Here is a 22,480-nt window from a genome sequence, read left to right on the forward strand (position 1 = left end):
TTAATATTTTTCTCCTAAAATTGCTCTTTTTTGTGCCATGGCATAGCCGTAATGAAGGCTTTCATGCATATTGTTGAAAATAATGGCGTCCTGGATACTCTTCAGATCTAAACCAAAGCTTGTCGTGTAAGGCGTATAGTCTGAAAAGAAATCGCTGTCATAATCTTTCATTAAAATTTTTGAAGTCTCAGTCAGTAAAAACTCAAGGTCTTCCACCTCGGATTTCTGAACATTCAGATTAGGTAAAGTTCCCTTTTTATAGGTTTCAATCCAATATTTATCAATTCTGAAAGGATTTCCGCTTAAATAATAATGCAAAAGCTGCTGAGTGGCAACCGTGTGTGCAATATTCCAGTAAATATTGTTGTTAAAACCATCAGGAATTAACAAAAGGTCTTCATGAGACGTATTTTGTAAAATATCCAAAAGGTTCCTTCTTACCTGTCTGTGAGCTTGAAAATGATAATTCATTTTGCAAAATTTTAATCACCAAAAATAGTTTAATAAACTGGAAATGACAATTTTTGAGTCTGAGTTTACTATAAATTTATATATTTTTATGAAAAAATCTAATATTTTAATTGCATTTTAAAGGTTCAACTGTTCGGAATCTCGCATCAATGCGGGAATATTTAACAAACTTTAACTTAAAAATGGCATTAATTGTGTTGATTAATGCAAGTATTTATTAGAAATTTACCAATTATTTTAAATTAAACTATGTCAGATACATATCAAGCAGAAGATATTCGTCAGTTAACGGAAAAAATAAAGGAACAAAACTATTTATTTTCTCTTCTGAGACAAGAAATCAACAAGGTTATTATTGGACAGGAATATATGGTGGACCGTCTTTTGGTAGGTCTTTTGGGGAATGGGCACGTTCTTTTGGAAGGGGTCCCGGGCTTGGCTAAAACCTTAGCCATAAAGACATTGGCGGAAGCTGTACATGGTGAGTTCTCAAGAATCCAGTTTACTCCGGATCTGCTTCCCGCAGATGTGGTGGGAACCATGATTTATAACATCAAAGACAATGATTTTTCAATAAAAAAAGGTCCTGTTTTTGCCAACTTCGTGTTGGCGGATGAGATCAACCGTGCACCTGCAAAAGTGCAGTCTGCTCTTCTGGAGGTGATGCAGGAAAAGCAAGTGACCATTGGCGACGAAACCATGAAACTTCCAAAGCCTTTTCTGGTATTGGCTACTCAAAATCCGATTGACCAGGAAGGAACCTACCTGTTGCCGGAGGCACAAAGTGACCGTTTCATGCTGAAATGCAGAATCGACTACCCTGAATTTGAAGATGAAAGAACTGTGATGAGAATGGTTTCCACCTCCCATCAGCCTGAAATTAAACCTGTGATTTCTTTGGATAATATTGTTGATGCCAAAAATCTTGTCAACCAGATTTACCTGGACGAGAAAATTGAAAAGTATATTTTGGATATGGTTTTTGCAACACGTTATCCTGAAAAATACGGACTTTCCGAGCTTAAGAATTATATCAGTTTCGGAGCCTCTCCGAGAGCGTCCATTAACCTTGCCATCGCTTCAAGAGCTTATGCTTTCCTGAGAGGCAGGGCATTTGTGATTCCTGAAGATGTGAAAACATTAGCCAAAGATGTGCTGAGACACAGAATTGGTCTTACTTTTGAGGCTGAAGCGGAAGAAATTTCGAGTGAAGAAATCATCAATAGAATTTTGTCCAAGATTCAGGCTCCTTAATCATATCACTTAAATGGAAGAAATTGTAATCAGAAAAGCTGTTCAGGAAGATTGTGCTCCTATGTTGGAGCTGATCAAAGAACTTGCTGAATATGAAAAAGCTTTGCATGAAGTTACTGTAAGCCTGGAGCAATTTACCGAAGACGGATTTGGCAAATCTCCGGTTTGGGGAGCTTTTGTAGCAGAAATTAATGAAGAAATTGTAGGAATTTCATTGTATTACGACAGATATTCAACATGGAAGGGGAGAAGGTTGTATCTTGAAGATCTGGTAGTGACGGAAAAAATGAGAGGAAAGCAGATTGGCAAAAAATTGTTTGATGCTACACTGGAATATGGAAAATCCAATTCCTACAGCGGAATGGTTTTTCAGGTACTCAACTGGAACGAACCGGCAATCAATTTCTACAAAAAATACAATCCGAAATTTGATGATGAATGGTTAAATGTATCAATAGAGTTTTAAGTTATAAATTATGAGTTATGAGTTATGAGTTTCATTCTTCCTCATCTATAACCTGTAATCTAAAACCTGTAATCTAAATGAAAATAAAAGATATTGTAAAAAAAGTAAAGCAGATAGAAATCCGTACCCGCAAAAAGACGGAAGCTACTTTAATGGGGCAATATCACAGTGCGTTCAAAGGACAGGGAATGACTTTTTCGGAAGTCCGCCCTTATCAGTTCGGAGATGAGATCCGTAGAATTGACTGGAATAAAACAGCACGCTTCCGCGAACCGTTTGTAAAAGTGATGGAGGAAGAACGGGAGTTGACGATGATGTTGCTGGTAGATATTTCCGCTTCCATGGATTACGGCACAAAAACACAACTGAAAAGAGAATATGTGGCAGAAATTGCGGCAAGCTTAGGTTTTTCCGCAGCAGGCAATAATGATAAAGTAGGCCTGATCTTGTTTGCAGATAAAGTATATAAAGTGATTCCGCCGCAAAAAGGAAGAAAACATATTCTTTCCATTATCAGTAATATTTTAACGGCAGATTACGTTCCTTCCGTTTCCAACATTGATAAGGCGATGGAATATATGATGGGAATTTTTAAAAGAAAATCCCTGGTTTTCTTATTCTCGGATTTCGAAAACCCCTATGATTCTAAAATTTTAAGGGCAGCCTCGAAAAAACACCAGGTGTTGGGAATGAGAATCTATGATGAAAAGGACAATGAAATTCCTGATGTAGGGTATGCTTTGCTGTACGATGTAGAAACCGGAGCTCAGGTTTGGGCGGATACATCCAGTGCAAGATGGAGATATACTTTTGCAGAAGCCCAAAAACAAAAAGTAAAAGCCCTGGAAGAAGATTTTGCGAATAGTTCGGCAGGCTTTATGAATGTAAATGCAGGTGCGGATTATTCAAAATTGCTATATAATTATTTTCAGAAGAAATAATAGATCAAAGGGAGCGGGCTTTAGCCCGTTCAATATAAAATAAATAAAAACCAATTAGGCTTGAGCCAAAATTTATTTTTGAAGTTGAAAAAAATACTATTTATTATATGTTTCCTGGTCTGTGCCAATGCTTTTTCACAGATGCTTTCTTCCAATATCGAGAAGAAAACCCTTGCATTGGGGGAGACCGATCATCTTATTATTAAAATTGATAATATCGGAGGGCAAAAAGTTTCTGCTGCTCCCAAGGATGAATTGCTTCCTTTTCATTTCGAAGAAATCAAAGACAGCATAGGAGTCAATGCCAATTCCTATGAAAGGAAAATAGAATTTGCGGTGTATGAGGAAGGGAAATTCACTATTCCTGAGCTTGAATTCAATGTAGGAGGGAGAATTTTAAAAACTATTCCTTATGAAATAGAAGTCATTAATACCGCTCAAAAAGGAGACCAGATTAATGACATCATGAAGAACAAAGACGTAAAACTGGAGGCAACCGATTATTGGGAACTTTATAAGTGGTATGTCCTTGCAGCTTTAGCTTTAATTGCTTTGATCTTAGCCATTATTATGTTTGTAAAATGGGGCAGAAAGAAAAAAAGCTCCCCTGTGGTGGCAACCAATCAGACGCTGAAAGAGCTGGATTCACTTAAAAAGAAAAAATATATCGAAGAAGGTAATTATCGTTCCTTCTATGTGGAACTTATTGATATTTCAAGAAATTTTATCACCAGACAGTATCATGTACCGGCAGATGTCTTATTAACAGACGATCTGATACAGCTTATGAAAAAGAACAACACCATTTCTCAGGAAAATGAAAAAGTAGTGGAAGAAGTTTTTGTAAGAGGAGACCTGGTGAAATTTGCCAAAACATTCCCGGATAAAGATACTATGGAGAAAGATTTTACAGATATCAGAGAATTTGTGAAAAGGTCATCAAAAGATTTAGAATTTGAAAACTTAAGAAAGGATGTTTAATTTCGAATTTTACAGTCCATGGTTCCTGCTTCTTTTTCTGCTGTTGATTCCTGTTTTTTTTAAGGATGTAAGCAAGCAGAAGAAAAAAGGGATTAAGGTTCCCACTGTTCAGCACATGAAAAGCAGTGGTGGTATCCATTTGGTGCTTTTTCTTTTAAAAATATCAAAATACATCATCCTGTCTGCACTGATCATTGCGATGGCAAGGCCGAGAACTTTTACGGTCTCCCAGGACAGGGACGATACCAAAGGTGTGGATATTATGCTGTCTATTGATGTCTCCCTGAGTATGTTGGCCAAAGATTTGTCACCGGATCGTATTACAGCATTAAAAGACATTGCAGCAAAGTTTGTGAACAAGCGGCCCAACGATCGAATCGGTGTTGTAGCATATGCTGCGGAAGCGTTTACGAAAGTTCCCGTAACTTCTGATCATCAGGTGGTGGTGGATGAAATAAAAAATTTGAATTCTGCCGGTCTTGAACCCGGAACCGCGATTGGTGAAGGATTAGCCGTTGCTGTCAATCACCTGGTTAAAAGTAAGGCAAAAAGTAAAGTGATCATTCTGATGACAGACGGTGTAAGCAATATTGAAAATGCAATTCCTCCGATGGCCGCGGCAGAACTGGCTAAAAACAACAATATAAAAGTATATTCCATAGGAATCGGAACCAATGGATATGCTTTGATGCCTACGGCACAGGATATTTTTGGTGATCTGATATTCACGGAAACGGAAGTAACCATTGATGAGAATACATTAAGAGAAGTATCACAGACAACAGGGGGTAAATATTTCAGGGCAACTTCCAATAGCAGCCTGGAGGAAATATATGATGAAATCAACCAACTGGAGAAGTCGGATGTAAAAGTATCGAAGCTGTATAATTATCAGGAATATTTTAAGATCTTTTTGTGGATCGCTTTAGGTATGTTGGTCATTGATGCTTTACTGAGATGGGTATTTTATAAAATTCTAAGCTGATGGAGTGGTATTTGGGAAATTACTGGTATTTATTATTGCTGTTGCTTTTGCCTCTGCTGGCTTTCTTTTTGATCCGTTTTCTGAAATGGAAAAAGAAAAAAAGAGAAATTTTTGCAGACAATTCTTTTCATGAAAATTTGTTTGAGAAAAAATCCGGTTTTATTAAATTCTTTCCTGCTTTATATCTTTTGGGAACCCTTTTCCTGATATTTTCAATTATTGATCTGCTGAATGGTTCAGAAGAAGTAAAAAGCAATCAGAGACTGAATAATGTAGTGTTTATGCTCGATGTATCCAATTCGATGAATGCGGAAGATATAGAGCCCAGTCGTTTGACTCAAGCCAAGAATCTGATGATCAATACGATGCAGAAGATGAAAAACGATAAGGTAGGAATTGTAATATTTGCAGGAGAAGCCATTTCCATAATGCCACTGACAACGGATTATAGTTCTGCGGAAACCTACATCAGCGGAATAGAAACCAGATCCATGCAAATTCAGGGTACGGATTTTCTGAAAGGAATGCAGGCGGCAGTTGAAAAATTTAAAAACGTAAGTAAAGATTCAAGGAAAGTGATTTTGCTAAGCGATGGAGAAGATAATGAAGGGAATGATAATGCGGCGATCCGTTTAGCTAATAATCAGGGGATCACTGTAACCTCAGTGGGAATAGGGTCGGATGAAGGTGCGCCGGTTCCTGAATATGAATTCGGTCAGTTAATGGGATATAAAATTGATATGAACGGGCAGACTGTTATTTCGAAAAGACAGACGGAAGCGCTCAAAAAAATAGCAGAATCCACCGGAGGAACCTATATTGATGGAAACAATATCAATGAATCACCGGATAAAATTATTGATGCGGTCAACAAGAAGCTTTCATCTTCGGAAACATTGGTGAAATCTCAAAATGCTAATCATTATTATCAGTATTTTTTAGCGGTTTCCCTGTTCTTCTTCTTTTTGATTTATATTTTCAATCCTAAAAGAGATTTTAATGTGTAATTTCTCAATCGCTACCGGCCGTTTACTTTAACCGAATTTTAACAAATGAAAACCTGTTTCTTAACATATAAAGGAATAATTTTGCATATGATGAATACTAAAATCATATTTTTATCGTTAATTGTGGCCTTTTCATTCTCAAGCTTCCTGTTTGGGCAGAATAACTACAGGACTTTAGTCTATGAAGGAAATCAGAAATTTAACGGGAAAGATTATGATGGTGCATCTTCTAAGTATATGGAAGCCGTAAAATCCAATGAGAAAGATTTTACAGCGCATTACAATTTAGGAAATGCCTTATATAAAAATAAGAAATATGAAGAAGCCAAAGCGGAATTTGAGAAAGCACAAAGCCTTTCCCAGACACTTCCGGATAAGGCGGCGGCACTTCATAATTTAGGGAATACCTATATGCAGATGAACCAGCCCGAAAAGGCGGCAGATTATTATAAACAATCCCTGAAGCAGGATCCTTATAATGAAGCAACAAGAAAGAACTATGAAATTGCCAAGTTAAAGGAAAAGCAAAACGAACAAAAGAAAAACCAGCAGAATAATGCTGGAAAAGGCGGCGGTGGAAATGATCAGAATAAGAATAATGATCAGAAAGGAGATAAGAAAGATCAGCAGGATCAGGGAAACGGACAGCAGAATAAAGGGGAAAGCCCACAAGGAAATAATCCTGATCAGAATCAAAATAATGAAGGCAAAATGCCTAAAGATCTTGAAAACGCAATTTTAAATAAAGTAAGCGAAAAAGAAAAAGAAACCGCCAGAAGAATTTTAAATAAAAATTCTTATTCGATGCCTCAAAGCAACGAGAAAGATTGGTGATGCAATATAGACTGATTTACATATTATTACTTCTTACATCCGTAATTTCTTACGGACAGGTAAATCTTTCTCTTGATACAGATAAAAATGAGTATAGCGGAAAAGATATTGTGAATCTTACCGTGGTGCTGGAACTGGATGGAAGTGATCTGGAACAACAGACGGCTTTTCAGCTACCCGACCTTTCAAAATTTAATATTATTGGAAGCGGCTCTGTAACCAATACATTCATTGATCCCGCCACGAATACGGTGATTACCCAAAAAGTATCCAGGATTGCCCTGGAACCCAAGAAAAAAGGTAAGATCAAAATCGGATCTGTACTGGTTACCATCAATAATAAAATCTATAAAACCGAGCCATTTGATATAGTTATAAAAGATATTGATAAAAGATCATTAGCGACCAATCCTGTATCCAATGAAGTATATCTGAATATGGAGATAGAGGACAGGGAGGTTTATCAGGATCAGCCGACCATTGCTGTTCTAAGAGTCTATTCCAGGAGTATGGATAACCTGAGAAAAGTAAATAACATCCACCTTCCGAAACAAGACAATATCAATGTTCATCCGATTAATTTTGCAAAATCCGAAATTGATCCTTCAGGTTATGGAAATATGCCTTCCCAGATTTTAGCAATGTTCCTGGTATTCCCTAATGAATCAGGATATGTTGAAGTTCCTTCCGTATCGGCTTCAGTGAGCACTTATTCCACTAAAAATAAAATACTTTCGAATAAGGTAAAACTGAATGTAAAAAAACTTCCGGAAGGGTCTCCCGAATACTTTAAAAATGCGGTAGGTAATTTCAGTATAAGCGTTTATAATGCCTCCAAAGAAAAGGTAGAGGTAAAAAAACCAATTAATGTTGTGGTGAAGGTTGCCGGTGAAGGAAATTTATCCGACCTGGAATTGCCAAAACTGGCATTGTCTCCCGACTATGAAGTTTTTGCTCCTAAAATCACTTCTAAAGTTACTCCGGGTTTAACGGGCATTAAAGGAGAAATATTGGCTAATTATGTGGTAATTCCTAAAAAGCCGGGCCTTATTGCCATTAAAACCGAAGAGTTTGCTTTTTTCAATCCTGAGAGCAAAGAATATGTGGATCTTGGCCAGGAAACATTAGCCCTGAATGCCCTTTCTCACGAACAGGTTCTTGAATCCAAAACCACAGTGGAAAGAGTCAATGAGTATACCAATAATCTTTTGGAGACGGTAAATACTCCCGTACTGAAAACCACATCGTTTAAGGTGAAGGAAAAGAATAAGTTCCATTGGAATATCCTTCTGACCAATATTGCTATTTTATTAGGGTTATTTATTATTTATCTTTTATTTAAAAATTGGCAAAAAAAGCGGGCTTTAGTTAAAGAAACCGTATCTTCAAAACCTTTGGGTTCTGTAGCTGAAACGGAAAATGAAATCAGAGAAAGATTAAAAACGGATGTGAGCGATTATTTCAGCTATCTGGAAAACTTAAAGGATCATGGAGAATATCAGAAATTCTTTGATACGGTTGATGAGCTTGATGCCGAAGTAAGAGGTCAGTACTTTCAAAGTTCTGCTGAAGATTTTAGAAAGTTCCTGGAAAGCTATAAAGGAACTGCCATTGCTGAAGAATACAGAAGTCTTTCTCAAAGAATCCAGATCGAAAAATATGCCCCTGTAAAATCTAACGAAGGCATTGAGGAACTTTTAAAAGCAATTGTAAATTTGTATTCTCAGATTAGCAAATAGTCAATTATTTTTCATATTTTTGCGAAATTTTTAATTACAAAAGATGGAAGTTTTTGATCATTTTTCACTTAAGGAAATTGTTACCTGTTTTATGGTTCTTTTTGCCGTAATTGATATTATCGGCTCTGTTCCTATTATTGTAAGTTTACAGCAGAAATTCGGGAAGATAGAAGCAGAAAGAGCGTCTATTACAGCCGGGGTTATAATGCTGGTGTTCCTTTTTGTGGGGAATAAAATCCTGAAATTTATTGGAGTAGATGTAAATTCTTTCGCCATTGCCGGTGCATTTGTGATTTTTATCATTGCCCTGGAGATGATTTTAGGAATTGAAATCAATAAAACTTCGGAAGCGAAGTCCGCATCCATTGTCCCTATTGCGTTTCCGTTGGTTGCAGGTGCAGGAACCTTAACCACTACACTTTCTCTCAGGGCTGAGTTTCATGATATTAATATTATTTGTGGGATCATTCTCAACACAATTTTCGTATATTTGGTGCTGAAATCGGCCACATGGTTGGAGAAGAAAATGGGGGAAGCTACTTTAGCGATCCTGCAAAAAGTTTTCGGAATTATCCTTCTGGCGATTTCAATTAAATTATTCACTGCCAACTTTGCCCAATTGGTGCAAGCTTATATTAATTTTTAAGAATCATGGAGAAGACTTATAAAGTATTTTTAGTGTTGTTTATCGTTTTTATTGCCATTAATTTGTATGCCTTAGACTGGAAATCAGAGATTTTATCAGAAGATAACCTGAAATTTGTATTTTCTATTGCAACAGCGATTATTGGTCTTATCTTACTTTTCGTGTTGAATACATGGAGTAAGATCGGCGCAAAGAAATAATTTTAACTATTATAAAATAAAAGCCTCTTTCCATTGGAAAGAGGCTTTTATTTTTTGATCATATCATTCCTGAGGAATGATAATTATCTTGGAAAAGGAAGTGTATTTACAGGATAGCATCCGCAAAGGCAATCCCATTGATCGAATTCTTCAGAACATACACCAATAGCTTCACATCTCCAAACATGTCCCACAGGACAAGCCGGAACATTTGGTCCACCTCCTTTGATTTGTTTTAAATCATCTCTCGAAATTTTCTTTAGATTTTTCATAATGTAATTTTAATTTGTTGGAACTCAAATATAACAAAATTCATTAAATAGGGAATTAAAATTCAAATATTTTTCTGAAATAGTATTTCTATAAAATCACAAGGTTTTTCAAAACAGCTTCAGATTTCAGTTCTGTTTCCCTCCATTCTTTCTCCGGATCGCTTTGAGCGGTTATTCCACCGCCAACGAACGTATGGACTGAGTTCTGATGAAGTTTTGCACAACGCAGATTAACGAAATATTGTATCGTTTCTTCTGTCTCAATTTTAATATATCCTGCGTACAATTCGCGGGGGTATTTTTCAAGCTTTTGAATATTCTCCTTGCAAAATTCTTTAGGGATTCCGCAGACAGCTGGAGTAGGGTGAAGCTCACGGATGATCTGATCCAATTGTTCAGGCTGTATTTTGGCTTTAAAATCCGTTCTGAGATGTTTGATATTGCCTGAAACATGATCATAAGTTTCCGAAACATCTATCATGTCTGTATAGTGTTCAAGAATGTTTTGAATATAAGAGGAGACGGGCTTTTGCTCTTCGATTTCCTTTTCGGACCAGCTTTCTGCGACCGGAAGAGTTCCCGCAAGACTCATCGTTTCAAATTCATGGGTAATCTTGTTGAATTTTCCCAATACTTCTGAAAAAGCACCCATCCATGATTCTTCTTCATTGATGAAAATATATCTGAAAGCATTAGGATAAGAGTTGCACAGATTTTCAAAGCTTTCTTTCAGATCAATTGTATGGAAGTCCTTGAAGATCTTTCTTCGGGAATATACAAGCTTAGGAAGCTTATTTTCTTTGATAATCTGTATTACCTGTTCGAGCTTTTGTAAATATTCCGTTTGAGTTTCAGCTGTAAAATTACGGTCGTCCTTAGGTAAAGGAATATTTGTTATGCTTTGTTGTTCGAACAGTTCTGAATTTATTTCAATGATATTTCCGTCAAAATCTATTTGTTTCAGGCCATCAAAAGAATTAAACTTTATACAGTTATGGGTAGATTGACCGTCTGTTGAATATAACGTTTCGTTGAAAGGAAATTTGAAATAGATCATTGAGTTGATGCTTTTAAAAATCATTACCTGGAAAACATATAAGAAACTCCCAGATTGATTTTTCTTTCCGCAAAGGTATTATTAGTCTTAAAAATGTCAAAATCAAACGAGCTGTTTTTTAACGAAACATTCTTTATTTTATAGTGCTGGTAACCTGCCGTCACGGTAATTTTTTTCAAAAATCGATATTGAAGCCCGAAAGAGAATCCTAAATTGACTTTATGGGTTTTGAAATTATCCCAAGTATTATTTTCAGGAACTAAAAACTGCATTTTGTACATATTCCTGTTCATGGATACGCCAGCGTACGGACGAATATTTTTCCATTCGTAAAACAATTTCATATGAAGAGCGTATTCAAAATGTCTGTTGTTGAACCTTTGGAATACTAAAGGTTCATTGTCCTCGGTAAAATAATAGCCATTAAAGGAGGAATTATCTTTGTTTGCATTCAAGTCTAATGAAGAATTCCAATGATAAAGATTGAATGCCATCATGAATGATAATCGGGTATCCGTAATATTTTTCTCTGCCCAGATCCCAATAGTTTCTCCCCATTGCAGGTTATCTGAAAATTCTTTGCTCCAGGAATTGCTTTTTAATCCCATTCCTGCTTCGGCTCCATAATGAAATGTCGCTCTTCGGATATATTTCTGGGTCCTGATTTTTCTGATCTTCGGATTGAATTGTATAATTTTTTTGTCTGCAATAGCCAGAGCGGGAAAAGCAATATCCCGGAATTTAATAAGCAGAGGCTTTTCCAGATAGATGGTATCATAAACGATCAATTTTTCATAGACATAGACTGTATCAGTCTTCTTTTTTCTTTGTGCCTGGGAAAACTGACTGAGAATAATTAATATAAGAAAAGCTGCTTTTCTGAGAAACATGGCGGGATGTTTTTATCTTTCTACAAATACGGTATCTCTCTGGATGATTTTTTTTACAATAATAACTTTTTTTGAATTGTGTTTTGCCGAATCTTTCTGAATTGTTGTTTTTCGTGATTTTTGAAGCTCCGTGTTTTCTTTTACATCAGAAGGAATTTCCGGGTTGCTTTTTGGATTATCGGATTGCGTTAAACTTTTGTGACGAGAAGCATCACTGACAGTCAAATTAGGATCGGACTGTTGAAAGGTTTTTTTTTCTGACCCATTGTTTTTTATATCTGAATTTGCATCGGTTGTATTGATCACATGATCATGATTATTGATTGAATAATTGTTGCGAGGATTCAATAAGAAAACAGAAGCTATAATGATTAATAAAATGGTTCCACTGATAATTATTTTCTTTTTCCATGTCTGATTGGAAGAAGAAGAGAAAATAATCCCATTCATTTTAGCATTTTGAGGAATCTCGAGTTCTTTTGAAGGAGATATTCTGAAGTCTGCAAATTTATTTTTGAAAGTTTGTGCCCACAACAATCCTCCCAGTCCTGCTATTACAAAAGCCTGAGCTATTTTGTTTTTGCTTCTCGGAGTATCCTGATTCACAATACTATTCATCAGAAAGTTTTGAATAGCTTTTTTTGCCCTTGATAAATGAGACTTGGATGTATTGACGGAGATCCCCAACAAACCGGAAATTTCGGCATGAGAAAAGTTTTCAATGAAGTACAAATTGAAAACTGATTTGTGATGGGAGGGAAGGCTGTCTATGGAGGATAACAGCTCTTCTTTGGTGAAGTCATATATGAAGATGTGTTTTTCTTCTGAGGAAGGATAATTCATATCTGAATAGGTATCTGGAATTTCTGATGATGCGGAGGAAACAAAGATCTCTTTATGGCTTTTACGTAAATACTGCAATGCATTATTCACTACAATTGTTTTGAGCCAGGCATGAACTGCTTTTTCATCTCTTAGCTGATGATTGTTTTGAATGGCAGCAATAAAACTATCCTGCACAATATCTTCTGCAGTCTGGATGTCCTGTATATATCTGCGACAAATCCCAAGGAGTTTTGGTGAATACTCATTGTAAATCTGTTTCCAGTCGATAGGGTGGTTTTGTCTCATATAGTATCAGTTTTTGGATATAAAAATGGAATTGATTTTCCATGTAAATAACCGCAGATCTAATTATAATCAAATGAATTAATCAAAATTTTCATGTGTCTTTTCTTATAAGATGCAAAAAAATGAAAAGGTTGCAGCAATGATATAAAAAAAGACTCAAAAAATTGAGCCTTTATATTTTTAATGATTATCCGTATTTATTTTAAAAGAATATTATTCGTCATAGTGGTATGATTAATGAGAATTCCATCTTCATCACGGATTTCAATTTCTGAGACATGCATGGTTTTACCTTTTCTGATGAACCGGGCGGTTGCGGTAACGATTCCGTTTTTTTTGCTTTTTAAATGGTTTGAATTGATATTGGTTCCTACTCCGTAATATTTACTGCTATCGATGAAAATATTGGACAGGCTTGAGCCCAAGGTTTCCGCTAAAACACAGCTTGCACCACCATGCAGAATTCCGAAAGGCTGATGTACTTTTGGCTGTACAGGCATTGTGGCAGTCAATGTTTCATTTTCCAGGTCTATATCAACGAATTGTATTTCTAACGTTTTGGCTAACGTAATGTCTCCCCAATTATTTAAAAATGCTAATATCTCTTCTTTCGTTTCTCCTCGCATGTTGTATTATGATGAATGATTAGTAATGAATAAATGGTAATAATTTTGCTAACTGCTAACTGCTAACTGCTAACTGCTAACTGCTAACTGCTAACTGCTAACTTCTAACTTCTGATTCTCATCAGTACCCATAATATTAGGATTCCAGTTGGCAGGAACTTTCGGTACAATATCATTTTTAATATAGTAATCCTGAATCTCCTGCATAATCTCTGCAAAAGGAGCGGATGCAATTCTTTCATAGGGAATGGTGTATCCCAGATAAATAATTTTCCTTTTAAAATCTCCCGCAGCCAGAACTATGGGGACTTTTGCTGCTAAAGCCATATGATAAAATCCTTTTCTCCATTTCGGAACCCAACTTCTGGTTCCTTCAGGAGTGATAACCAGGCTAAAATCTTCTTTTTCAAATTGCCTGGCGACAAAATTTACCAGGTCATTCTTCTGGCTTCTGTCAATACCGATTCCTCCCAGTCCTTTTACAAGACCCCCATACCAGGCTTTGGTATGTGCGTCTTTAATGATTATTTTTAAAGGTTTTTCCAGGGACCAATAGGCAAAATTCCCCAAAATATATTCCATATTGTGGGTATGAGGGGCTACTACCAGAATGCATCTGTCCAGATTGTTTACATCTCCCTGGAGAACCACCTTCCAGCCCATCATTTTCAACATCAGTTTACCTATCAGTTTCTTCATATTTTCAGTATTAAAACAAGAAAGTATAACCAATGAGGTTATACTTTACAAATATATTGAAATATTATCGCTCTTAAAATAAACCGCTGATTAAATCTACGATTTTCATTACAATTTCTAATGCTATTTGTACCATGGTTAAAAATATTTGTTTTTGGTTTGGGAAGATTATAATTACTATACGAAGGTATAATAAATTTTTAACATAAAGAATAAAAACAATATGATTTTTTATTCTTTTTGAGAGAAGAAGAGTGTGAATTTCAAACGGTTGCTATCCATTCACACCTTCTGCCACTCTCTGCAGTTCATTATTTAGTTTGTATGGAAATTTCGTTTTTTCCGTCTTTAACTTTAATATCTACATCCTTATTCATTTTTTTGACTTCAGATGCCATAGAATCGATTACTTTATCCGCCTTATCATTCGGAACTTTTTTACCATTGATGATAATACTGTCCTTATCATCGGAGCTGTATTCAATAGTAGATCCATTTACCGAAATTTTATTTTTTTCGATTCTGATATTTCCTTCTTCATCTTTGTCCTGATCATCATCGTTGATTCCGTCTCCATTCAAATCTCCGTCGAAATCAATTCCGTTACTTTTTACCGGAATCACTACAGATTTTGAAGGAATTACCAATTCATAATCGATGCTGTAATCTCTAAATCTGTGTTCATAAGGATATTTAACATAGTTTGGAAGAATAATCTTATTGTTTATAATATCTACCGGAACATTTACGTTCAGTGGAAGGTTATATCCTTTTGCTTCTTTTTTAATGATCAGGTATGGGGTTTTAATATCAGCTTTTCTTGTAACTTCTACATGAACCCAGTCTTTTTTATAAACAGAAACCTTATCAGAGTAAAGATCATCATCATATCCTTTAAAGTTTTGAGGGATGGCCACTTGTTTTACATCTACATATAATGTATCTGAAACGGTGTTGATAGAAACTTCTTCAGTATCTTCTTTATGACCTTTTAAGAACATTTCTTTTTTAGCCATACTGATTCCAAAATAAGTTGAAACAGCGATTAAACCCAGAATTAGTGCACCTAAAACCCAACCTGTATTTCTTAATTTTGTTTTTGGCGAAATTAATTTAATACTTAATAAAGCAAATAATAAGGCAGGAATCAAACTTCCTAAGATAATCATTGCCATAAGAACGTATCTCATTCCGTCATTATCAAAATAAAAATCCATTTCGCTGATAGGAGGGAAGTCACTATTTCCCATAAATCCGAACAATACAAATACACCTATTAAACAAGAGAAAGACATTAAGGCAAATATTCCTCCTAAAATATATCTTATTACATTCCAGATTCCGCTCCCGGCATTATTGATGTAGGGTTTGCTTTCGATGTACATCTCTCCGACCCTCTGAGTAGATTCATTGGCAAATTGCACCAATTTATTAGACTCATTCTTAAGATTGTCGAAGTTCATAGGCTTTCCCTTCATTTTCAGGAAATCTGCTGCAGTTTCCGCTTTGGGAAGTACGATCCAAAGAATGATGTACAATAATGCGATTAATGAAGAAGAGATGGCTGCGGTAAAGATTCCCAGAACGAAGATTCCTAACCAGATGGCTCTCATGGCAGTAATATCCATTCCTACGTAGTGCGCTAAACCGGCACAAACTCCAGCGATTTTTTGTCTTTCAGGATCACGGAACAATTGTTTTTTATCCGAATAAGTAGTTCCTGTATTGTTTTGTCTTGCGTGGTTCTTTTCAGAATAATAAGCTTCTTCCTGCTCTTCGATCTTTTCAGGAGTACCGATTTGAGCAATGACTCTTTCTACGTCTCCATCGTTGATCACTTCTCTTTTACCTAAAGAATCTTTGAAGATTTCAACCATTCTGATTTCTATGTCATGCATTACCTCTTCTGCCTCTGAAGCATCTAATGAGTTTCTCAGTGCATTCAGGTAATCGCTAAGCTTTATATATGCGTGTTCTTCTATGGTGAAAGAAAAACCTGCGAGTCCTATTGAGAGTGTCTTGTTCATAGCTTTGTTTTTTAATTTTTTTGAGTGATTTGGTTTACTGAATCTGTTAATTCGTTCCAGGTATTTTGAAGTTCATCTAAAAACAGCTTACCTTTTTCTGTGATCTGGTAATATTTTCTTGGTGGTCCTCCTGTGGATTCTTCCCATCGGTAAGAAAGGAACTCACCATTTTTCAATCTTGTTAAAAGGGGGTAGAGTGTTCCTTCTACTACGTCCAGTTTTCCTTTTTTCAGTTCATCTATAAGGTCGGAAACATACATTTCACGATGATTGATGAGACTTAAAATACAGAATTCCAGAATTCCTTTTCGCATTTGCGCTTTGGTATTTTCAGTATTCATCTTTATTAAGTTTTAATGAGTTATATTTTTAGAAATCTGCCCCTAGCTAGTTGAGCCTATTCTAATTTTACATTACAAAGATATGTAATTAAAATGGTAATATGCAATACAAAGTAGTGAAAAATTATAAATAAACAATATAACTAATTGATAATCAGTCTAATTATTTTTAATGCTAAATTTATGGAATGAGGATTTTATGAGTAATCAGGTCAAATTTTTAATAATTTTACCCTTTAAACTGGTCGTTCTTAAAGTGACCAATGCTTTTTTCTCCAATTCTTTCTGATATGATATAAATCTGAAGCTTTTATAGAATTTACGTACAATAAGCACCATTTCCATCATGGCAAAATGTTCACCGATGCAAAGGCGTGGGCCAGCTCCGAAAGGATAATAGGCAAAGTTTTTAGCATTTTCATCCTCGAAGCGCTCCGGAATAAAGGAATTGGGATCATCCCAATATTTAGGGTTTCTGTGCAACCCTGTTATATAAAGTATAATTAAAGTATCTTTTGGCCAGGAATATTCTTTAAAACTGTCATTTTCTAACGCTTGACGATCGATTGCCCATGCGGGAGAATGAAGTCGCATCGCTTCTTTAATAACATTTGAAGTAAAAGACTTTTTCATTAAACTTTCAGGAGTGAAGCTATTTTCACCTTCTTCCGATATTTCCTGTTTTAATTTTTTCTCTGCTTCAGAATTCTGACTGATTTCAAAAAAGGTAAAACTTAAAGCATTGGCAGTTGTTTCATGACCTGCGATGAAAAGAATCAGCATTTCATCAACAAGCTGTTCATCAGACATTGGAAGTTGCGTATCCTCATATCGTGTCTGAATAAGCATATCCAGCAAATCATTTTTTTCTTCTCCTGAACTTCTTCGTTTATCCAAAACACTTTGAATAATGGCTTTTGATTTTTTACTTTTTTTAATCGTCTTATCTATAACGCCAAAAACTTTTAAAATTTGAGAATAAAAAGGCAAACGCACTTCTTTTGCAAAAACCTCCTGAACTTCAGTAATGATTTTACCCAACTCCAACACTTTATTTTCATCAATATCCGAACTGAAAAGGGTTTTCGCAACAATATTAAAAGCCAGTGTATGAAAAAAAACATTCAAATCGACTTCCGGTTCTTTGTCAAATGATTGAAAAGCGGCATCAATTTCCTTTTCCATAATGGAAACCAGATTGGCAATTTTTGCTTTGCTAAAACCTGGCTGAATCAATCTTCTTTGTTTCAGCCAATCTTTTCCGTTGTTTGTCAGCAAACCGTTTCCAAGGTATTTTCCTAAGGTGACGGACTGTATTTCAGATTTAAAATAATTTTTATGATTTTGCTTTAAAATATATTCGATGACTTCTTTATCCTGAGAAAAAATAAAATTTTTGTTCGTTAAAGTTGCTTTGATATAATAATTATCGCCAGCGATTGCATGGTTTCCGCTGATCACTTCCAAAGGGTTTTTTATCCCTTTAAATAAAGAATACAATTTTCTTTTTCCTTTAATTTCTGCCGGATAATTGAATGCTGAAACCATATCGAATATTTACAATAAAAATACAATTTATCCTTTATAAAATAGCTTTAAATCAAAAGCTTTATTTTTGTACAGAATTTGATTTAAACATTCAATCATAATTGAAAACACAGATATGGTACATCTTCGATTTTTATTGCCTTTTATTCTTTTAGGGAAATCAGTTTTAGCTCAAAATCAATTTGAATTAAAAGATGCATCGGAAAATTATGATGTGAAATTGAAAGTTGAAGTTTGTGACAAAGATGAATGCAGCGGAAAGGGAACTATTGAACTGCTGGATAAAAAGACTTCAAAAAAGTTTCAGACATTTACTTCTAATAATTTATTTTTCTATCTGAATGAAGAGCAAAAACCCACTGCGAACATCATTCAGTTATATAATGAACAAAGCCCATTGATTTTTGATGACTTTAATTTTGACGGAACGGAAGATATGGCCATCAGAAACGGAAATGAAAGCAGCTATAGTGGTCCTTCTTATGATGTATATGTTTTTAATATAACAAAAAAGCAGTTTGTATTAAGTGAAGAGCTGACCGATCTTGCCCATGACAACCTGGGAATGTTTAATACGGATTCCGAACGCAAAAGATTGATCACCTATTCAAAATCCGGATGCTGCTGGCATATGACGACAGAATATACAGTGCTTCCGCAAAGAGGCTTATTTAAAGTGTACGAACTGGAAGAAGATGCAACGGGTGGTGAAAGGGTGAAAGTGACCAAAAAAGAATTCATTGATGATAAATGGATTACCCATATTAAAGAATATCCGATACAAGAATATTATAAAGAAAATTAGTCATGAAGATACAGAAGGAGATCGATTTTATTTTAGCTGTTGATGCTTTAAAAAATGTACAAAGAAGAAATTACAATGCAGATGATTCGCGAAGGGAAAATACCGCAGAACATTCATGGCAGATTATTATTTTAGCACAAATCCTTTATCCGTACGCCAAAAACAGAGCGGATATTGATTTGTTGAGAGTCATAAGAATGCTTTCCATTCATGACCTGGTGGAAATAGAAGCCGGAGATACTTTCCTGTTTGACGAGCAGGCTATGGTTGGAAAATTTGAAAGAGAAAAATTGTCTGCACAAAAGATTTTCGGAATTTTGGATGAACCTTTATGTTCAGAATTTTTTGACCTCTGGCTGGAATTTGAAGAAGAGAAAACTCCGGATGCCATCTTTGCCTGTTCTATAGACCGGATTATGCCGTTCATCCTGAATTCCCATACGTCAGGAAAAAGCTGGACAGAAGCAAAAGTAACGGAACAACAAATCAGAAAAATGCTTGAAAATGCTATCAGCAGAGCATCGGATGAAATGGGAGAGGCCTTTGAATTGTTATTAAACAGAAGCCTGGAAACGGAAAAGGTTTTGAAATAAAAGGGGTTTCGGCGGCCGAAGGCCGCCGAAACCTTTCACTATTTATAGTATTTGGATTGGTTTCTTGTATTCATCAATCGCTACAAAAGTAAAGTCTCCCACAATAGCCCTTTCTCTTTCATAGCAATACATCTGCTCCGTATAGATTTCAACATTTACCTTCATACTGGTTTTTCCTACGTGAATTACCTTTCCCACTAATTCAACAATGGTTCCGGCCGGAATAGGCTTTTTGAAATCAATTTTATCGCTGCTTACAGTTACTACTCTTTTCCTTGCGAAGCGGGTAGCGGTGATAAAGGCTGCTTCATCCATCAGCTGCATGGCTGTACCTCCGAAAAGAGTATCGTAATGATTGGTCGTGTTGGGGAAAACCGCTTTAAAGATTCTGGTTTCGGATGCTTCAATTCTTTCTTCTGTAGTCATATTTCATTATTAATTAAAGCGAAATGAAATAGATTGGAACGAAGAGATCATAACAGGAACAGAAATCCCTGAACATCCATCGGATCAATAAACTTCAAATCGCGAAAGTTTTTTGTATAAAGAAAAAGGCAGGTCTCCTGACTTGTACCCTCTTTATTTCCTTCCCATGCATTGCACAGTGGATTCATAATAAAGATCTCGGTTACTTACAGTTGCGCGACAGTTCGTGATTTTCACACGATTCCCTTTTAAGCTGCAGTTAAGCAGTACCAGTTTCTTGGTGAATAAGTTTTACACTTTTCAGTGACAAAAATAAGGATAATCTTGAGAATTCCTATATTATTCAGGATTTTTAAAAATAATCTGGCTTACAGCCCTTCCTTCCTTGATGGTCCAGAGTGTTGTATACCTGTTTTCGCCGGAACCGTTGATCATGTAAAGGAAAATATGATCATTATCGAGAGCGGTTACTGCAATATTATTGAAATCCATAGTAGGCTGGAACATATTTTTGACGGCATCTCTCACGAATACTGAACCTCTTCCCGGTTGTTGTACGCGTATAGATTTGATTTCAGTTAAGTCTTCGGGAAGCTCTTTGCCCACTCCCCATGATTTTACTTTATCAATTGTAATGATATTTCCATCGGCATCTTTTTCCTGCTTTTTGATTTTCGCATAGGACGGATAAATATCGATGATTACCTTAGTCCTTTGATTTCCCGGGATTTTCGGATTAGTATCATCCGTGAAAATTAAAGATTTCCCGTTTTTTGACTTGGATGGAGTGAATTTTGGTAATTGGTCAATGAATGCAATACGTTCCTTATTCACCATTCCTTCTTTGTTAAGGCTGTCGTATCTTACAAAAGGTTTTTCTATTTCAGGTTTTTCAGGATATTGTATCCATATCCATTCTGTTTCTCCGGGAGCAGGCTTTACATAGACAAATACATCACCGGTTTTCATACGGATTTTATCAATGATTTTCCTGTAGTCATCCTTGTGTACACGTACCATTGCATAACCTTCCTGAGCTTTTACCACTCCAAAAGGGACTTTATTTTGTCCATTAACAAAAACTAAAGAAAAAATACTGAACAGAAAGATATACAACGTCTTGCTTTCGGAAACCATCATGAAAATTTTAATTTTCAAATATATAAATTAAATACTTCGCAATACATAATTATATTGTTGCATTATATGAAAATCTTTAATGTGGCTTAATGAATTATTTTTTTAAATTTGCTATATCAAAAAAATTAAAACTTTTCTGATTGTCTGTTTACAATCTAAATCATTATTTTATAATATGATTCAGACCTTTTCTTTTTTCTATAAAAAGAGCTATTGGGCAAGTAAAACTGACAATCAATAAACTTTAAACCTAATCATGATGAAAAAAAAGTTCTTTCTCTTATTATTTTTATTAATAATTTCATTTTATAAAAGTAATAATTTAAGTGATATATACTTATTGCCACCTTCAAATATTAAAGTTACGAATATAACTCCTACTTCGGCAACTGTATCATGGGATCCTGTTTTTGGAACAGGATATGTTGTATCTTATAATATAGTTGGAAATCCAGGCTCTGGAGGAACTAATTACACCTCAAACTCATCTATAACAATTACAGGTCTTACACAATGTAAAAACTATGAGGTAACAGTAAGTAATGCCCAAGCTGGAGCTGGGCCTTCTGCTGCTGTTTTTTTTACGACTTCTATGTTGTATTGTATGGATAATTCTATTACACCAGCTACTCCCAATATATATATATCAAATGTTACCGTAAATGCAACAGGTTTACCCGTTATGGTGAGTAATTCAACAGCTACTTCTTATTTTACAAACTATCGTACAGATCCTATGCGTAAAGTAAAATTAGCAATAGGAAATACCAATAATACCATTTCAATAACTAAAGCAGGATCTTACATAAATACTCCGACAACTTTGAAAGTTTGGATTGATTATAATGGGGATAGGAGTTTTGATTCTTCTAGTGGCGAGCTAATATTCAACTCAATTAATGATACAAATCCCACAATCACTACCACTTTTGATATTCCTTCACAGGTTTTTTTAGGACCATGTAAAGTAATAATGAGAGTTATTTCTTCTACATCACAATATATTGGTTCTTGTGGGGCTCCGGGCGAGATTGAAGATTATGAAGTGGAATTTGTAGACCCTTCAAGTCTTATAGTTGAAGAAAATGAAAAAAATAATGAAATTATAGTATACCCTAATCCTTGTTCAGATGTTTTAAATATTTTGGGAGTTTCCTCAGACACAGAATTTGAAATATATAATATAGCTGGACAAAAGATAAGCAAAGGACAGATTTTAGATTACAAAGTTAATGTTCACAATTTGATAAAAGGAACATATTTTATTCAAATTAATGACAAGAAAAATACTACTCGATTAAAGTTTATTAAGAATTAAAAAGAGGTTGTCTCAAAAACACCCTCTCTCGGACTCCTGTCTGATAAATTTTGACGTTTAGGGAATTCTTAGAGCATTAGTTT

Annotated in this window: 25 protein-coding genes and 1 riboswitch; of the genes, 13 read left to right on the forward strand and 12 right to left on the reverse strand. The window is 35.3% G+C overall.

Annotated features, from left to right (window positions below; translation table 11 throughout):
* Complete coding sequence (locus BCF58_RS03615) at nt 1–471, reverse strand: DinB family protein (RefSeq protein WP_121460418.1); 471 nt, start codon at nt 469–471, stop codon at nt 1–3.
* A 249-nt stretch (nt 472–720) separates the two neighbouring features.
* Between BCF58_RS03615 and BCF58_RS03620 the strand changes: the two genes are divergently transcribed.
* The 10 genes from BCF58_RS03620 to BCF58_RS03665 all read left to right on the forward strand — a co-directional run bounded on the left by BCF58_RS03620 (nt 721) and on the right by BCF58_RS03665 (nt 9,524).
* The gene (locus BCF58_RS03620; RefSeq protein ID WP_121460419.1) at nt 721–1,725 is read left to right on the forward strand and encodes an AAA family ATPase; all 1,005 of its coding nucleotides are present in this window, start codon (nt 721–723) and stop codon (nt 1,723–1,725) included.
* A gap of 13 nt (nt 1,726–1,738) precedes the next feature.
* Nucleotides 1,739–2,191, forward strand: a complete 453-nt coding sequence (locus BCF58_RS03625) for a GNAT family N-acetyltransferase (RefSeq protein WP_121460420.1) — start codon at nt 1,739–1,741, stop codon at nt 2,189–2,191.
* A gap of 77 nt (nt 2,192–2,268) precedes the next feature.
* Nucleotides 2,269–3,132, forward strand: a complete 864-nt coding sequence (locus BCF58_RS03630; protein WP_121460421.1) for a DUF58 domain-containing protein — start codon at nt 2,269–2,271, stop codon at nt 3,130–3,132.
* A gap of 84 nt (nt 3,133–3,216) precedes the next feature.
* Complete coding sequence (locus BCF58_RS03635; protein ID WP_185144820.1) at nt 3,217–4,113, forward strand: BatD family protein; 897 nt, start codon at nt 3,217–3,219, stop codon at nt 4,111–4,113.
* The gene (locus BCF58_RS03640; protein WP_121460423.1) at nt 4,106–5,098 is read left to right on the forward strand and encodes a VWA domain-containing protein; all 993 of its coding nucleotides are present in this window, start codon (nt 4,106–4,108) and stop codon (nt 5,096–5,098) included. The genes BCF58_RS03635 and BCF58_RS03640 overlap by 8 nt, the downstream gene beginning before the upstream one ends.
* Entirely contained in the window at nt 5,098–6,105 is a 1,008-nt protein-coding gene (locus BCF58_RS03645; RefSeq protein WP_121460424.1) for a vWA domain-containing protein, read from the forward strand. Before BCF58_RS03640 ends, BCF58_RS03645 begins: the two co-directional genes overlap by 1 nt.
* Nucleotides 6,106–6,192: 87 nt before the next feature.
* Entirely contained in the window at nt 6,193–6,939 is a 747-nt protein-coding gene (locus tag BCF58_RS03650) for a tetratricopeptide repeat protein (protein ID WP_228434725.1), read from the forward strand.
* Nucleotides 6,939–8,678 (forward strand): BatD family protein, encoded by a 1,740-nt coding sequence (locus tag BCF58_RS03655; RefSeq protein ID WP_121460426.1) that lies wholly within the window; start codon nt 6,939–6,941, stop codon nt 8,676–8,678. The genes BCF58_RS03650 and BCF58_RS03655 overlap by 1 nt, the downstream gene beginning before the upstream one ends.
* A 43-nt stretch (nt 8,679–8,721) precedes the next feature.
* The gene (locus BCF58_RS03660; RefSeq protein ID WP_121460427.1) at nt 8,722–9,324 is read left to right on the forward strand and encodes a MarC family protein; all 603 of its coding nucleotides are present in this window, start codon (nt 8,722–8,724) and stop codon (nt 9,322–9,324) included.
* Nucleotides 9,325–9,329: 5 nt separating this feature from the next.
* Nucleotides 9,330–9,524 carry a hypothetical protein gene (locus BCF58_RS03665; RefSeq protein ID WP_121460428.1) on the forward strand — a complete coding sequence of 65 codons (195 nt, stop codon included), beginning with the start codon at nt 9,330–9,332 and terminating at the stop codon, nt 9,522–9,524.
* Between the two features lie 83 nt (nt 9,525–9,607).
* Here BCF58_RS03665 and BCF58_RS03670 read toward each other — a convergent pair whose 3' ends face one another.
* The 9 genes from BCF58_RS03670 to BCF58_RS03710 all read right to left on the reverse strand — a co-directional run bounded on the left by BCF58_RS03670 (nt 9,608) and on the right by BCF58_RS03710 (nt 18,115).
* The gene (locus BCF58_RS03670) at nt 9,608–9,796 is read right to left on the reverse strand and encodes a bacteriocin-like protein (RefSeq protein ID WP_121460429.1); all 189 of its coding nucleotides are present in this window, start codon (nt 9,794–9,796) and stop codon (nt 9,608–9,610) included.
* A gap of 88 nt (nt 9,797–9,884) precedes the next feature.
* Complete coding sequence (locus tag BCF58_RS03675; RefSeq protein WP_121461036.1) at nt 9,885–10,853, reverse strand: chorismate-binding protein; 969 nt, start codon at nt 10,851–10,853, stop codon at nt 9,885–9,887.
* 23 nt (nt 10,854–10,876) lie between these two features.
* A complete protein-coding gene (locus BCF58_RS03680; protein WP_121460430.1) occupies nt 10,877–11,743 on the reverse strand; it encodes an outer membrane beta-barrel protein in 867 nt (288 codons plus the stop codon).
* A 12-nt stretch (nt 11,744–11,755) separates the two neighbouring features.
* Complete coding sequence (locus BCF58_RS03685) at nt 11,756–12,874, reverse strand: RNA polymerase sigma factor (RefSeq protein WP_121460431.1); 1,119 nt, start codon at nt 12,872–12,874, stop codon at nt 11,756–11,758.
* A 197-nt stretch (nt 12,875–13,071) separates the two neighbouring features.
* Nucleotides 13,072–13,500: a PaaI family thioesterase gene (locus BCF58_RS03690; RefSeq protein WP_121460432.1), complete on the reverse strand. Its 429-nt coding sequence runs from the start codon at nt 13,498–13,500 to the stop codon at nt 13,072–13,074.
* 90 nt (nt 13,501–13,590) lie between these two features.
* Complete coding sequence (locus tag BCF58_RS03695) at nt 13,591–14,199, reverse strand: 1-acyl-sn-glycerol-3-phosphate acyltransferase (RefSeq protein WP_121460433.1); 609 nt, start codon at nt 14,197–14,199, stop codon at nt 13,591–13,593.
* Nucleotides 14,200–14,510: 311 nt separating this feature from the next.
* Nucleotides 14,511–16,226 carry a PspC domain-containing protein gene (locus tag BCF58_RS03700; protein WP_121460434.1) on the reverse strand — a complete coding sequence of 572 codons (1,716 nt, stop codon included), beginning with the start codon at nt 16,224–16,226 and terminating at the stop codon, nt 14,511–14,513.
* 11 nt (nt 16,227–16,237) lie between these two features.
* Nucleotides 16,238–16,567, reverse strand: a complete 330-nt coding sequence (locus BCF58_RS03705) for a PadR family transcriptional regulator (RefSeq protein WP_029295092.1) — start codon at nt 16,565–16,567, stop codon at nt 16,238–16,240.
* Nucleotides 16,568–16,774: 207 nt separating this feature from the next.
* Nucleotides 16,775–18,115 carry a cytochrome P450 gene (locus BCF58_RS03710; protein WP_121460435.1) on the reverse strand — a complete coding sequence of 447 codons (1,341 nt, stop codon included), beginning with the start codon at nt 18,113–18,115 and terminating at the stop codon, nt 16,775–16,777.
* Between the two features lie 115 nt (nt 18,116–18,230).
* Between BCF58_RS03710 and BCF58_RS03715 the strand changes: the two genes are divergently transcribed.
* Both BCF58_RS03715 and BCF58_RS03720 read left to right on the forward strand, forming a co-directional pair.
* Complete coding sequence (locus BCF58_RS03715) at nt 18,231–18,920, forward strand: XAC2610-related protein (RefSeq protein WP_121460436.1); 690 nt, start codon at nt 18,231–18,233, stop codon at nt 18,918–18,920.
* A gap of 2 nt (nt 18,921–18,922) precedes the next feature.
* Nucleotides 18,923–19,513, forward strand: coding sequence for an HD domain-containing protein (locus BCF58_RS03720; RefSeq protein WP_121460437.1), 591 nt, complete (start codon nt 18,923–18,925; stop codon nt 19,511–19,513).
* A 42-nt stretch (nt 19,514–19,555) separates the two neighbouring features.
* On the opposite strand, the gene BCF58_RS03725 is transcribed toward BCF58_RS03720, so the two are convergent.
* Together BCF58_RS03725 and BCF58_RS03730 are read right to left on the reverse strand one after the other, a co-directional pair.
* The gene (locus BCF58_RS03725) at nt 19,556–19,939 is read right to left on the reverse strand and encodes an acyl-CoA thioesterase (RefSeq protein WP_121460438.1); all 384 of its coding nucleotides are present in this window, start codon (nt 19,937–19,939) and stop codon (nt 19,556–19,558) included.
* Nucleotides 19,940–20,049: 110 nt separating this feature from the next.
* Nucleotides 20,050–20,228, reverse strand: a riboswitch (cobalamin riboswitch).
* Nucleotides 20,229–20,278: 50 nt separating this feature from the next.
* Nucleotides 20,279–21,097, reverse strand: a complete 819-nt coding sequence (locus tag BCF58_RS03730; protein WP_228434726.1) for a hypothetical protein — start codon at nt 21,095–21,097, stop codon at nt 20,279–20,281.
* A 238-nt stretch (nt 21,098–21,335) separates the two neighbouring features.
* On the opposite strand from BCF58_RS03730, the gene BCF58_RS03735 reads away from it, so the two are divergent.
* Nucleotides 21,336–22,397 (forward strand): GEVED domain-containing protein, encoded by a 1,062-nt coding sequence (locus BCF58_RS03735; protein WP_121460440.1) that lies wholly within the window; start codon nt 21,336–21,338, stop codon nt 22,395–22,397.
* Nucleotides 22,398–22,480 lie beyond the last annotated feature (83 nt).

The sequence above is a fragment of the Chryseobacterium defluvii genome (assembly GCF_003634775.1).
GTDB classification, from domain to species: Bacteria; Bacteroidota; Bacteroidia; order Flavobacteriales; family Weeksellaceae; genus Chryseobacterium; species Chryseobacterium defluvii.